At 70.7% G+C, this 13484-nt stretch carries 13 protein-coding genes; 4 read left to right on the plus strand and 9 right to left on the minus strand.

The window, feature by feature from the left end:
- Positions 1-155 precede the first annotated feature (155 nt).
- From ACIRQH_RS40460 to ACIRQH_RS40475, 4 genes are all read right to left on the minus strand, one after another.
- Positions 156-1280, minus strand: coding sequence for a GuaB3 family IMP dehydrogenase-related protein (locus ACIRQH_RS40460; RefSeq protein ID WP_355876986.1), 1125 nt, complete (start codon positions 1278-1280; stop codon positions 156-158).
- Between the two features lie 137 nt (positions 1281-1417).
- Positions 1418-2926, minus strand: coding sequence for an IMP dehydrogenase (gene guaB / locus ACIRQH_RS40465; RefSeq protein ID WP_358819712.1), 1509 nt, complete (start codon positions 2924-2926; stop codon positions 1418-1420).
- A gap of 388 nt (positions 2927-3314) precedes the next feature.
- Positions 3315-3890 carry a sigma-70 family RNA polymerase sigma factor gene (locus tag ACIRQH_RS40470; RefSeq protein ID WP_081218935.1) on the minus strand — a complete coding sequence of 192 codons (576 nt, stop codon included), beginning with the start codon at positions 3888-3890 and terminating at the stop codon, positions 3315-3317.
- A 268-nt stretch (positions 3891-4158) separates the two neighbouring features.
- Positions 4159-4770: a response regulator transcription factor gene (locus ACIRQH_RS40475; protein WP_003948568.1), complete on the minus strand. Its 612-nt coding sequence runs from the start codon at positions 4768-4770 to the stop codon at positions 4159-4161.
- Between the two features lie 390 nt (positions 4771-5160).
- On the opposite strand from ACIRQH_RS40475, the gene ACIRQH_RS40480 reads away from it, so the two are divergent.
- Complete coding sequence (locus ACIRQH_RS40480) at positions 5161-5496, plus strand: WhiB family transcriptional regulator (RefSeq protein WP_358819710.1); 336 nt, start codon at positions 5161-5163, stop codon at positions 5494-5496.
- Between the two features lie 49 nt (positions 5497-5545).
- Here ACIRQH_RS40480 and ACIRQH_RS40485 read toward each other — a convergent pair whose 3' ends face one another.
- The gene (locus ACIRQH_RS40485; protein WP_358819709.1) at positions 5546-6442 is read right to left on the minus strand and encodes a LysR family transcriptional regulator; all 897 of its coding nucleotides are present in this window, start codon (positions 6440-6442) and stop codon (positions 5546-5548) included.
- A 79-nt stretch (positions 6443-6521) separates the two neighbouring features.
- Between ACIRQH_RS40485 and ACIRQH_RS40490 the strand changes: the two genes are divergently transcribed.
- Positions 6522-7190 carry an MOSC domain-containing protein gene (locus tag ACIRQH_RS40490; RefSeq protein WP_388929556.1) on the plus strand — a complete coding sequence of 223 codons (669 nt, stop codon included), beginning with the start codon at positions 6522-6524 and terminating at the stop codon, positions 7188-7190.
- 107 nt (positions 7191-7297) lie between these two features.
- Positions 7298-8071 (plus strand): SDR family oxidoreductase, encoded by a 774-nt coding sequence (locus ACIRQH_RS40495; protein WP_358819707.1) that lies wholly within the window; start codon positions 7298-7300, stop codon positions 8069-8071.
- A 118-nt stretch (positions 8072-8189) separates the two neighbouring features.
- Here ACIRQH_RS40495 and groL read toward each other — a convergent pair whose 3' ends face one another.
- From groL to ACIRQH_RS40515, 4 genes are all read right to left on the minus strand, one after another.
- Entirely contained in the window at positions 8190-9812 is a 1623-nt protein-coding gene (gene groL / locus ACIRQH_RS40500; RefSeq protein WP_404230518.1) for a chaperonin GroEL, read from the minus strand.
- Positions 9813-9967: 155 nt separating this feature from the next.
- Complete coding sequence (groES, locus tag ACIRQH_RS40505) at positions 9968-10276, minus strand: co-chaperone GroES (RefSeq protein ID WP_261705370.1); 309 nt, start codon at positions 10274-10276, stop codon at positions 9968-9970.
- Between the two features lie 247 nt (positions 10277-10523).
- Positions 10524-11276, minus strand: coding sequence for a polysaccharide deacetylase family protein (locus ACIRQH_RS40510; RefSeq protein WP_358819705.1), 753 nt, complete (start codon positions 11274-11276; stop codon positions 10524-10526).
- Entirely contained in the window at positions 11273-12142 is an 870-nt protein-coding gene (locus ACIRQH_RS40515; protein ID WP_404230522.1) for a polysaccharide deacetylase family protein, read from the minus strand. Before ACIRQH_RS40515 ends, ACIRQH_RS40510 begins: the two co-directional genes overlap by 4 nt.
- 159 nt (positions 12143-12301) lie before the next feature.
- Between ACIRQH_RS40515 and ACIRQH_RS40520 the strand changes: the two genes are divergently transcribed.
- On the plus strand, positions 12302-13483 hold the full coding sequence (locus tag ACIRQH_RS40520; protein WP_404230525.1) for a methyltransferase domain-containing protein: 1182 nt from the start codon (positions 12302-12304) through the stop codon (positions 13481-13483).
- Position 13484: the final 1 nt, after the last annotated feature.

Raw genomic sequence — 13484 nt, forward strand, 5'->3', positions numbered from 1 at the left:
GGGGGGGGGGCGGGGGCCGGGGGCGCCTGGGCCTGGCGCGGGGCGCGGGGCCCCCCCCCCCCCGCCGGGGGCGCCCCCCCCCCCCGCCCCCGCCCCGCCCCCCCCCCCCGGGGGGGGGGGGGGCCCTTCTCACATACGGCGTGCAGACGTCAGAACTACCGCTTGTGCTGCGAGTCCGCGACCGTCACCTCGACGCGCTGGAACTCCTTGAGCTCGCTGTAACCGGTGGTCGCCATCGCGCGACGCAGGGCGCCGAAGATGTTCATCGAGCCGTCCGGGATGTGCGACGGGCCGGTGAGGATCTCCTCGATGGTGCCGACGGTGCCGAGGTCGACCTTCTTGCCACGCGGCAGCTCCTCGTTCACCGCCTCCATGCCCCAGTGGTGACCGCGGCCCGGCGCGTCGGTGGCGCGCGCGAGCGGGGAGCCCATCATCACCGAGTCGGCGCCGCACGCGATCGCCTTGGGGAGGTCGCCGGACCAGCCGACACCGCCGTCGGCGATGACGTGCACGTAGCGACCGCCGGACTCGTCCATGTAGTCACGGCGGGCCGCGGCGACATCGGCGACCGCGGTGGCCATCGGGACCTGGATGCCCAGGACGTTGCGCGTGGTGTGCGCGGCGCCGCCGCCGAAGCCGACGAGGACACCGGCCGCGCCGGTGCGCATCAGGTGCAGGGCCGCGGTGTACGTGGCGCAGCCGCCGACGATCACCGGGACGTCCAGCTCGTAGATGAACTGCTTCAGGTTCAGCGGCTCGGCGGCGCCGGAGACGTGCTCGGCGGACACCGTCGTACCGCGGATGACGAAGATGTCCACGCCCGCGTCCACGACGGCCTTGGAGAACTGCGCGGTCCGCTGCGGGGACAGCGCGGCGGCGGTGACGACCCCGGAGTCGCGCACCTCCTTGATGCGCTGGCCGATCAGCTCCTCCTTGATGGGAGCCGCGTAGATCTCCTGGAGGCGGCGGGTCGCGGTCTCCGCGTCCAGCTCGGCGATCTCGTCCAGCAGCGGCTGCGGGTCGTCGTACCGCGTCCAGAGGCCTTCCAGGTTCAGGACGCCCAGGCCGCCCAGCTCGCCGATACGGATCGCGGTGGCCGGGGAGACGACCGAGTCCATCGGGGCCGCCAGGAAGGGCAGGTCGAAGCGGTAGGCGTCGATCTGCCAGGTGATCGAGACCTCCTTCGGGTCCCGCGTACGGCGGCTCGGGACGACGGCGATGTCGTCGAAGGCGTACGCCCGACGGCCGCGCTTGCCGCGCCCGATCTCGATCTCAGTCACGTTGTGGCCTTTCCCTCTTCGCTTCTGCGCCTCCCAGTATCCCCGACGCCCCCGACAAGGGCGGCCCCGGAAGCTTCCGGGGCCGCCCTTGTCGGGGTGCCACGCACGCGTGGCGCCCGTCGAACGCTGGTGCACGCCTACTTGTTGCGGCTGTAGTTCGGTGCCTCGACCGTCATCTGGATGTCGTGCGGGTGGCTCTCCTTGAGGCCCGCCGAGGTGATGCGGACGAAGCGGCCGCGGTCCTGGAGCTCCGGCACGGTGCGGCCGCCGACGTAGAACATCGACTGGCGCAGACCGCCGACGAGCTGGTGGACGACCGCGGAGAGCGGGCCGCGGTAGGGCACCTGGCCCTCGATGCCCTCGGGGACGAGCTTCTCGTCGGAGGCGACACCCTCCTGGAAGTAGCGGTCCTTGGAGAAGGAGCGCTGGTCACCACGGGTCTGCATGGCCCCCAGGGAGCCCATGCCGCGGTACGACTTGAACTGCTTGCCGTTGATGAAGAGCAGCTCGCCCGGCGACTCCTCACAGCCGGCGAGCAGCGAGCCGAGCATCACCGTGTCGGCACCCGCGACCAGGGCCTTCGCGATGTCGCCGGAGTACTGGAGACCGCCGTCGCCGATGACCGGGACGCCTGCTTCCTTGGCGGCGAGCGACGCCTCGTAGATCGCCGTGACCTGCGGGACGCCGATGCCGGCGACGACGCGGGTCGTGCAGATGGAGCCCGGGCCGACACCGACCTTGATGCCGTCGACGCCCGCGTCGATGAGCGCCTGCGCGCCCTCGCGGGTGGCGATGTTGCCGCCGATGACGTCGACGCCGGAGGAGTTCGACTTGATCTTGGCGACCATGTCGCCGACCAGACGGGAGTGTCCGTGGGCGGTGTCGACGACGATGAAGTCGACGCCCGCCTCGATCAGGGCCTGGGCGCGCTCGAAGGCGTCGCCCGCCACGCCGACGGCCGCGCCGACCAGCAGGCGGCCCTCGCCGTCCTTCGCCGCGTTCGGGTACTTCTCCGCCTTGACGAAGTCCTTGACGGTGATGAGGCCCTTGAGGACGCCCGAGTCGTCGACCAGCGGAAGCTTCTCGATCTTGTGGCGGCGCAGCAGCTGCATCGCGTCGTTGCCCGAGATGCCGACCTTGCCGGTGACGAGCGGCATGGGTGTCATGACCTCGCGCACCTGGCGCGAACGGTCGGTCTCGAAGGCCATGTCGCGGTTGGTCACGATGCCCAGCAGCTTGCCGCCGCCGTCGGTGACCGGGACGCCGGAGATGCGGAACTTGGCGCAGATCGCGTCGGCCTCGGTGAGCGTGGCGTCCGGGTGCACGGTGATCGGGTCGGTCACCATGCCGGACTCGGAACGCTTCACCAGGTCGACCTGGTTGGCCTGGTCCTCGATGGAGAGGTTGCGGTGCAGAACACCGACGCCGCCCTGGCGGGCCATCGCGATCGCCATGCGCGACTCGGTGACCTTGTCCATGGCGGCGGACAGCAGCGGGATGTTGACCCGGACGTTCTTCGAGATGTGCGAGGCGGTGTCGATCTGGTCGGGCGCCATGTCCGACGAGCCCGGCAGCAGCAGCACGTCGTCGTAGGTCAGCCCGAGTGTCGCGAATTTGGCGGGCACTCCGTCGACGTTGGCAGTCATGACACCTTCCCCAAATGGCCTTGATCGGTGCGGATGTCCATGCTAACGGGAAGCACGGCTCTCTCATTCCACGGTTCCGGGTCAGCACCGGCTTCGTATGTTCGTACGGGTATTCCGTCATCCGTGTTCAGACCGGTGCCCGGAGGGGCTCCTGGGGCACGGTCGAGGGCCCGGCCGAGGCGCGCGCGGGCGGTTTCCGTGCGCGTCGCCGCGTCCTGCGCACGCAGGGAAAGAGACTCACCGCACACGAAGGACGATCACTCGGGGCGCGTGGCGCGACAGTCACTGGCGCGCGGAACCGTGCGCGACGGCGAACAACCCGCACGCAGGGCGGGAACGCCGGGAGTGCGGGACCGGGGGTGCTGGACCGAAGGTGCGGAGGAGATTCCTACTGCTCGGCCAGGGCGCGCAGCCGGCTCAGGGCGCGGTGCTGGGCGACCCGGACCGCGCCCGGCGACATTCCCAGCATCTGACCCGTCTCCTCGGCCGTGAGACCCACCGCGATCCGCAGCAGGAGCAGCTCGCGTTGGTTCTCGGGGAGGTTGGCGAGGAGTTTCTTGGCCCATTCGGCGTCGCTGCTGAGCAGCGCGCGCTCCTCCGGACCGAGGGAGTCGTCGGGCCGCTCCGGCATCTCGTCGGAGGGAACGGCCGTGGACCCCGGATGGCGCATCGCGGCGCGCTGGAGGTCGGCGACCTTGTGCGCGGCGATGGCGAAGACGAACGCCTCGAAGGGGCGCCCGGTGTCCTTGTACCGCGGAAGGGCGAGGAGTACGGCGACGCAGACCTCCTGCGCCAGGTCCTCCACGAAGTGCCGCGCGTCGCCCGGGAGCCGGGACAGACGGGTGCGGCAGTAGCGCAGCGCGAGGGGGTGCACGTGGGCGAGCAGGTCGTGGGTCGCCTGTTCGTCGCCGTCGACCGCGCGATGGACGAGTGCACCGATCCCCGTCGTCTCGTCTTCACGCATCGGTCCATGGTGCCTTGGCGCCGAAGCGTCCGAGGCACCGCGTCCGTAGTTGTGCACCGAAGCGTTATGAGCAGGTGCGCCGGAACTCATCTCCTGCGCCCTCCCCTTCCGCTCGTCCGACTTGTCCCCGAGGAACTCCACACCTCAAGGATGCGGCATCCGCCGGGAAACGGGGATCGGACACCGAAGACACTCTCTTCGAGGGCCCGGCCCCACCCGCCGTCCGGCGGGTAGGGACTACTACGGTCATACCCCCGAGTCCGCTCACCTAGCGGACCAGGCCCCAGCGGAATCCGAGCGCGACCGCGTGCGCCCGGTCCGACGCGCCGAGCTTCTTGAACAGTCGCCGGGCGTGGGTCTTGACCGTGTCCTCGGAGAGAAAAAGCTCACGTCCGATCTCCGCGTTCGAACGGCCGTGACTCATCCCTTCGAGCACCTGGATCTCACGCGCGGTGAGCGTGGGCGCGGCGCCCATCTCGGCCGAACGCAGTCTGCGCGGAGCGAGCCGCCAGGTGGGGTCGGCGAGCGCCTGGGTCACGGTGGCGCGCAGCTCCGCCCGTGAGGCGTCCTTGTGCAGATAGCCGCGGGCGCCGGCGGCGACGGCGAGCGCCACGCCGTCCAGGTCCTCGGCGACGGTGAGCATGATGATGCGCGCACCGGGGTCGGCGGACAACAGCCGCCGGACCGTCTCGACGCCGCCCAGTCCGGGCATGCGTACGTCCATCAGAATCAGGTCCGAGCGGTCGGCACCCCAGCGGCGGAGTACTTCCTCGCCGTTGGCCGCCGTGGTCACGCGCTCGACACCGGGCACGGTCGCGACCGCGCGGCGGAGCGCCTCTCGGGCAAGCGGGGAGTCGTCGCAGACGAGGACGGATGTCATGGCCGCCCTCCGCAGCTGATGCGCGTCACCTTGAGCCTCCAGGCTGGTACGAATCGTCACCTGTGCGGTCGACACTCGCCGACGGATAGGACCGTCTGCCCGAGCGCTTGTTCCTTCGACCGCCTCCGCCCATCTCAACGATGGTCACCCGAAAGAGTTACGGGGCAGTCGGTCGTCATCGGCACTGTACGTGAGGGCGCGGACACGGTGCAGACATGCGCGCCGACCCTCAACGTTTCATCACAACCTATGCCCCATTTAGCCTGTTTTCTTCCCCTTTGCTGGTGTCTGCGGCTAGATTCGCAATGAGTCATATTTTCATCTCCTTAGATCGTAGATGTACGGTCGGTGGGCACAGAGCAGCCCAGAACGGAAACAAGGGGACATGCAATGGCAGATTTCTCCCGCCTTCCCGGTCCGAACGCGGACCTCTGGGACTGGCAGCTCCTCGCGGCCTGCCGCGGGGTCGACAGCTCGCTCTTCTTCCACCCGGAGGGCGAGCGCGGTGCGGCACGGAGCGCTCGCGAGAACTCGGCCAAAGAGGTCTGCATGCGATGCCCGGTACGCGCCGAGTGCGCGGCACACGCGCTCGCGGTGCGCGAACCGTACGGCGTGTGGGGCGGACTGACCGAGGACGAGCGCGAAGAGCTCATGGGACGGGCCCGCAACCGGCTGGTCACGGCATCGGCCACCGGCGGCGGCAGCGGCCCCGCTTCGAACACTTGAAGGAACGTTTCTGCATGACGGGCGCTCCTGAGAGCACCCGTGTGGGTTCCTAGCGGGCGGCCGCCCGCGCGAGCCGGTCCAGCGTCGCGGCCACAGCCGGCACCTCGGCCAGGTCGGGGAGCGTGAGGGCCACGATCTCCCGCCGCACCGCGGGCTCCACCGTCACGGTGCGTGCCCCCTTCGGGCGTACGGACTCGATCGCGAGTTCGGGGAGGACGGCGACACCCAGTCCCGCGCCCACCAGGCCGACCACGGCCGGATAGTCGTCCGTGGCGAAGTCGATGCGGGGCTCGAACCCGGCGCCGCGGCAGACCTCGACGAGTTGGCCACGGCAGCGCGGACACCCCGCGATCCATGACTCGGCGGCGAACTCCCCGATGGAGACGGACTCCGCGCGGGCGAGCCGGTGCCGCTCGGGCACCAGCCCGACCAGGCGGTCCGTCAGCAGCGGTCGTACGACGAGGTCGTCCCACTCCTCGACGCCCGGTGCGCCCTCGTACCGGAACGCGAGCGCGATGTCGCAGTCGCCCGCCCGGAGCTTCTCGACGGACTCGGGCGGTTCGGCCTCCTCCAGGGAGACGCGGGTGCCGGGGTGGGCGGCGCGCAGGGCGGCGAGGGCGGTGGGGACCAGGGTGGAACTGCCGCTGGGGAACGAGACGAGCCGCACCCGGCCCGCCCGCAGGCCGGCGATGGCGGCGACCTCCTCCTCGGCGGCGGTGAGGCCGGCCAGGATGTTCGCCGCGTGGCGTACCAGCGCCTCACCCGCCTGGGTGAGGCGCATCTCGCGGCCCGTGCGGATGAGCAGCGGGGTGCCGACCGACGCCTCCAGCGCCTTCATCTGCTGGCTGACGGCGGGCTGGGTGCAGCCCAGCTCGCGGCCGGCCGCCGAGAAGGAACCGGTGGTGGCGACGGCGCGCAGGACACGGAGATGACGGGCCTCGATCACTTTTCGAGCATAAGCCAGGCTTGGGTACGGCGCCGAATATGGCATCGACGCTTTGGATTGGATCACCTAGCGTGGTGCCATGAAGCTTCTGTCGCTGAACGTGGGCCGGGCGCGGGCCGTCGACTACACGGACCACCCGGACGGCGTGACCGGGATCGACAAGCGGCCGGTCGAGGGAAGTGTGCGCGTGGCGGCTCCCGGTCCGAAGGGGAGCGCCGCGAGCGGACTCACCGGGGACACCGTGTGCGACCTGCGCCATCACGGCGGCGACGATCAGGCGGTGTACGCGGTCGCACGCGAGGACCTCGACGCCTGGGAGCGCGAGCTGGGCCGCCCCCTGCCGAACGGCGTGTTCGGCGAGAACCTCACGACGCAGGGGCTCGACGTGTCCGGCGCGCTGATCGGCGAACGCTGGCGGATCGGTTCCGAGGTGGTCCTGGAGATCACGAGTGGCCGCATCCCGTGCCGCACCTTCCAGGAGCACCTGGGTGAGAAGGGCTGGGTCAAGCGGTTCACGCTGCGGGGCGCGCCCGGCGCGTACCTGCGGGTGATCGTGCCCGGCGAGATCCGTGCCGGGGACGCGGTCCGGATCGTCCACCGGCCCGCTCACGAGGTGACCGTCGCCGTCCAGTTCCGCGCGGTCACGACCCAACGGGATCTGCTTCCGGACCTGTTGGCGGCCGGCGACGCACTGCATCCGGAGTCGCGGGCGGCAGCGGAGAAGTACGTGGCGCAGTACGGCCGATGAGGTGTGCTCCGGGCCGGCTGGTCCGGGTCGGGGGAAGTCGGAGAGCGCGGCCGGGCGTTGGGCGGCACCGGGCGCGGGGCTCCTGAACAGGTCACTAACCTTGCGCCATGACAACGGCTCTGATTACGGGATCGACCGCGGGAATCGGTGCCGCCTTCGCGCGGCGGCTGGCGGCGGACGGGCACAACCTCGTGCTGGTGGCGCGGGACACGAAGCGGCTGCACGAGCAGGCGACCGAGCTGCACGACCGGCACGGCATCGAGGCGGAGGTGCTGACCGCCGACCTGGCGACGGACCAGGGGATCGAAGCGGTCGCCGCCCGCCTCTCGGACCGCAGGAGCCCGGTCGACCTGCTGGTCAACAACGCGGGGTTCGGCAACAAGGGCCACTACCTCGACGTGTCGATGGCGGACGAGCTGACGATGCTCAAGGTGCACTGCGAGGCGGTGCTGCGGCTGACGTCGGCGGCGGCCGAGGGCATGCGCGAACGCGGGCGGGGCGGCATCGTCAACGTCGCGTCGGTGGCCGCGTTCGTGCCGCGGGGGACGTACGGCGCGTCGAAGGCGTGGGTCGTGCAGTTCACGCAGGGCGCGGCGAAGGATCTCGCGGGCAGCGGCGTACGGCTGATGGCGCTGGCCCCCGGTTTCGTGCGGACCGAGTTCCACGAGCGGGCCGGGATGGGCACGGACAACATCCCGAACTGGATGTGGCTCGACGCGGACAAGCTGGTCGCGGCGGCGCTGGCGGACCTGGCACGCGGCCGGACGCTGTCCATCCCCGACGCCCGGTACAAGGTGCTGATGGGGGTGGTGAAGGTGACACCGCGCGCGCTGCTGGGCGGGATCACGTCGAAGACGGGGCGCAAGTACGGCCCCCGATGAGGGGATGACGACGTGAGTCGGGCTTCGTTACGCGAGAAGGTCCCCGTTCCTTGAGGAACGGGGACCTTTTCACGATGTCACGCCGCGGCGGGCGTGCCCGTGTTCACGACGCGGTGCGTCAGTGGGAGTGGCCGTGGCCGTGACCGGCGTCGCCCTCTTCCTCGGCCGGCTTCTCGACGACCAGGGTCTCGGTCGTGAGGAGCAGGGAGGCGATGGAGGCGGCGTTCTCCAGGGCGGAGCGGGTGACCTTGACCGGGTCGATGACGCCGGCCTTGACCAGGTCGCCGTACTCACCGGTGGCGGCGTTGAAGCCCTGGCCCTTGTCGAGCTCGGCGACCTTGGAGGTGATGACGTAACCCTCCAGGCCGGCGTTCTCGGCGATCCAGCGCAGCGGCTCGACGGCGGCCTTGCGGACGACCGCGACACCCGTGGCCTCGTCGCCGGTCTTGCCGAGGTTGCCCTCGAGGACCTTGACGGCGTGGACGAGCGCGGAGCCACCACCGGAGACGATGCCCTCCTCGACCGCGGCGCGGGTCGCGGAGATGGCGTCCTCCAGACGGTGCTTCTTCTCCTTGAGCTCCACCTCGGTGGCGGCGCCGACCTTGATCACGCACACGCCGCCGGCGAGCTTCGCGAGGCGCTCCTGGAGCTTCTCGCGGTCCCAGTCGGAGTCCGTGTTCTCGATCTCGGCCTTGATCTGGTTGACGCGGCCGACGACCTCGTCCGAGCTGCCGCCACCGTCGACGATGGTGGTGTCGTCCTTGGTGACGGTCACGCGGCGGGCGGTGCCGAGCACGTCCAGGCCGACCTGGTCGAGCTTGAGGCCGACCTCCTCGGCGATGACCTGACCACCGGTGAGGGTGGCGATGTCGCCGAGCATGGCCTTGCGGCGGTCACCGAAGCCGGGGGCCTTCACGGCGACGGCGTTGAACGTGCCGCGGATCTTGTTCACGACCAGGGTCGACAGGGCCTCGCCCTCGACGTCCTCGGCGATGATCAGGAGCGGCCGCGAGGCGTTCGCCTGGATGACCTTCTCCAGCAACGGCAGCAGGTCCTGGATGGAGCTGATCTTGCCCTGGTGGATGAGGATGTACGGGTCGTCGAGGACGGCCTCCATACGCTCCTGGTCGGACACCATGTAGGGCGAGAGGTAGCCCTTGTCGAAGGCCATGCCCTCGGTGAAGTCCAGCTCCAGGCCGAAGGCGTTGGACTCCTCGACGGTGATGACACCGTCCTTGCCGACCTTGTCCATCGCCTCGGCGATGAGCTCGCCGACCTGGCTGTCCTGGGCGGAGAGCCCGGCCACGGCGGCGATGTCGGACTTGTCGTCGATCGGGCGGGCCGTCGCGAGGAGCTCCTCGGACACGGCCTTGACCGCGGCGTCGATGCCCTTCTTCAGGAGGGCGGGCGACGCGCCGGCGGCGACGTTGCGCAGGCCCTCGCGGACGAGCGCCTGGGCCAGCACGGTGGCGGTGGTCGTACCGTCACCCGCGATGTCGTTGGTCTTGGTCGCCACCTCCTTCACCAGCTGGGCACCGAGGTTCTCGTACGGGTCGTCGAGCTCGACCTCGCGCGCGATGGTCACACCGTCGTTGGTGATGGTGGGGGCGCCGAACTTCTTGTCGATGACGACGTTGCGGCCCTTGGGGCCGATCGTCACCTTCACCGTGTCGGCAAGCTTGTTGACGCCGCGCTCGAGGGCGCGACGGGCGTCCTCGTCGAACTTCAGGATCTTCGCCATGGGAGCGGTTCAGCCCTCTCGGAAAACTTGGGAGAAACGAACGGCGCCCCCAGCGCCCGGTTCATCAGAAGTAGCGGGGGCCAGGGGCGCAGTTCACTGCAATGCTTGGTGCGGGGTCGTCCGGGGAATGACCCCGAACGCCCTTACCGGGTGAATTACTTCTCGATGATCGCGAGTACGTCGCGAGCCGAGAGGACGAGGTATTCCTCGCCGTTGTACTTCACTTCGGTGCCGCCGTACTTGCTGTAGAGCACGACGTCGCCGACGGTGACGTCGAGCGGAAGACGGTTACCGTCCTCGAAGCGGCCCGGGCCCACGGCCAGGACGACGCCCTCCTGGGGCTTCTCCTTGGCGGTGTCCGGGATGACCAGGCCAGAGGCCGTGGTCTGCTCGGCGTCGAGCGGCTGGACCACAATGCGGTCCTCGAGCGGCTTGATGGCAACCTTGGAGCTGGTGGTCGTCACGATCCGACCTCCCCCTTCGGAGATCTCACGGGGTTAACTGTCTGAGGTGGCGACCAGGTGGATCCGTCGTCGCGGGTGCCGGATCTGCCCGTCGCTATTGGCACTCTCCAGGGGGGAGTGCCAGGCCTGACACTATGACTGCGATTAGCACTCGGTCAAGCGGAGTGCCAAAGCCGGGCGGCGTGGCGCGGCCCCGACGGCCCCATCGGATGTCCGGGCGGGCCCCTCTGGAAGCGGTTTCCGGGCTCTAGAGGTAGTTCTCCAGCCGGGCGGGCGTGAAGCCCTCGGCCTGGATGCGCCGGAGCAGCCGCAGCGTGGCGTCCGTGAGGTCGGGCTCCTCGAAGCCGGAGAGGATGTCGCCCGGCCGGAGCCGGTGCGCACCGGGGGTCCTGCCGAGGACGACCGCTCTGACCCCGCAGTCGCCGGCGGCTCGCAGGGTGGTCGCGTCGTACCGGCCGTAGGGGGGCCGCAGCAGCCGGGGACGGATACCGAAGCGCTGCCGGAGCTTGTCCTGCTGCCCGCAGATCTCGGCGCGCTGGCCCGCGTAGGGCAGTCCGCGCAGGGAGGCGTGGTCGAGGGTGTGGTTCTGGACGGTCGCGCCGACCTCGCGCAGCCGGGCGAGGTGGGCGTACCCCGGCCCGACGACACTGTCCGTGAGGAACATGCTGACGGGCAGCCGCAGTTCACGGACCATGTCGACGAACCGCGGATCGCGTTCGGCTCCGTCGTCGTACGTCAGGAAGACGACCTTGTCGCGGGTGCGGACGTGGTCCACGACGGGCGGCAGACCCGGGCCCGCGGTGCGCGCGGTGGTCCGGGCGGGCGCACGGGGCGCCGGGGCGAGCGGGGCGGTCAGGCCCCAGCGGCGGTACGCCGTCTGCTGCGGGTGCACCCGCTGCGCCGCCTTCTTGCCCAGCCGCTCGATCGGGTCGACGGACTGCGCGCAGCCGGTGAGCAGCAGCGCCGCGAGCAGTCCGGCGACCGGCACCCGCAGCCTCACAGGTAGTCCTCCAGGCGCGCGACCGCGTAGCCCTCGGCGGTGACCCTCTTCAGGAAGCGGCGGACCAGGTCGGGCATGGTCCCCTTCCAGTCCTTGCGGCCGCGGAAGTGGGTGAGGACGATGTCGCCGGGGTGCAGGTCCTGGTCCTCCTCGCGGTACTCCCAGTGGTCGACGAAGACCTCCTCGTCCCAGATGGGCGCGTGCGTGACGCCGCAGGACTTGGCGGCGCGCAGGGTGTCCTGGTTGTAGTTGCCGTAGGGCGGGCGGAAGAGCGACGGGCGCTTGCCGAACTGCTTCTTCATCACGTCCTGCATGCCGCAGATCTCGTGCTTCTGCTGCGCGTAGGAGAGGCCGGGCAGGTACGGGTGGTGCAGCGTGTGGTTGTTGAGGGTGATGCCGCGGTCGCGCATCTTCCGGAAGTACCCGTAGTCGTCCTTGATCAGGTAGTCGCTGAGGAAGACGGTGTACGGGATCTTCAGGTCGCTCATCATCCGCAGGAACTGCGGGTCCTTCTCCTCGCCGTCGTCGATGGTGAGGAAGACGACCCTCTCCTTGGTGGGGACGGTCGTGAAGACCGGCGGCAGCCCGAGTTCCTTCTGGCCGTCGACCTCGAACCCCTTGCGGGCCTCGATGACCGGCTTCTTCGCGGGCGGTGCCGGGGGCATCAGGGGCGCGGTGGGCATCCCCCAGCGCTTGGCGACGGCGGTGCGGGCGGCCAGCGCCTTGCGGAGCCGGAGGGCGTACGAGTCGAGGGCGCGGGCGGGCGCCGCCTGGAGCCGGCCCGCCTGCTGGCCGGCGGCCGGGCGGACGGCGCCGGTGCCGGAGCTGTCGGCCGCACAGCCGGAGACGAGGACGGCGAGGGCCATCGCGCCGATCCCGCAGCGCACACCAGCCCGATTTGCGCCGTTCTTATAGTTTTGTCGTACGGATCGCATGGGCCCGGATCCTCGCAGGTCACCGCCCGGACGCGGCCCCGACACCGCGGCCGGAGGCACGCCGTCCACCGACTGGCCCACAATGGCCGGGTGAACGACGTCTCCTTCGCCTCCCTGCTCACCTCCGAGGGCCGCGCCCTGCTCGACGAGGTGCACGACACCGAACCGGCGCAGGAACTGGCCGTCGCCACCCGGCTGCGCCGCGAGCACCCCGTCGAGCTGGTCTCGGCGGCCCTCGGACAGGCCCGGCTGCGGCAGCGGGCGGTGGCGAAGTTCGGGTCCGAGGACGCCGGGCGGATGTTCTTCACGCCGAACGGGGTGGAGCAGTCCACCCGCACGACCGTGGCGGTCCACCGCGCCGAGCGGCTGCGCGCGCTGGGCGTCCGCTCCGTCGCCGACCTCTGCTGCGGGATCGGCGGCGACGCGATCGCGCTGGCCCGCGGGGGCATCCGCGTCCTCGCCGTGGACCGCGACCCGCTCACGGCCGCCGCGGCGCGGGCGAACGCCGACGCGCTGGGACTCGCCGACCTGATCGAGGTGCGCGAGACCGATGTCACCGAGGTGGACACGTCGGGCTACGACGCGGTCTTCGTGGACCCCGGGCGCCGGGGCGGCCGGGGCCGCATCTTCGACCCGGAGGCCTACTCGCCGCCCCTGTCCTGGGCGGTCGGCGCGGCCACGAAGGCTCCCATCGCCGCACTGAAGATCGCGCCCGGCATCCCGCACGAGGCGGTCCCCGCCGCGGCGGAGGCCGAGTGGATCTCCGACGGCGGCGACGTGAAGGAGGCCGTGCTGTGGTTCGGCACCGAACCGGGCCTGGTGCGCGCCACCCTGCTGCCGGGCCCGCGCGAACTGCGCGGGCGCGGCCTGCCCGACCCGGCGGTGCGGACGGTCGGACGCTATCTGTACGAGCCGGACGGCGCCGTGATCCGCGCGCACCTGGTCGCCGAGGTGGCCGAGGACCTGGACGGCGGTCTCGTCGACGAGACGATCGCCTACGTCACCGCCGACGAGCTGCGCCCCACGCCGTACGCCTCGGCGTACGAGATCACCGACCGACTGCCCTTCAACGTGAAGAAGTTGAAGGCGCTCCTGCGGGAGCGGGAGGTCGGCGTCCTGACCGTGAAGAAGCGCGGGTCGGCCGTCGAACCGGAGGAGCTGCGGCGCAAGGTGAAGCCGCAGGGGCCCCGGTCCGCGACGGTGTTCCTGACCCGGGTGGCGGGCGCCCCCACCATGCTCGTCGGAGCACCCGCGCGGCCGGCCACGGCCTGAG

Origin of the sequence: Streptomyces sp. NPDC102279 (genome assembly GCF_044766365.1) — a bacterium.
Lineage (GTDB): Bacteria > Actinomycetota > Actinomycetes > Streptomycetales > Streptomycetaceae > Streptomyces.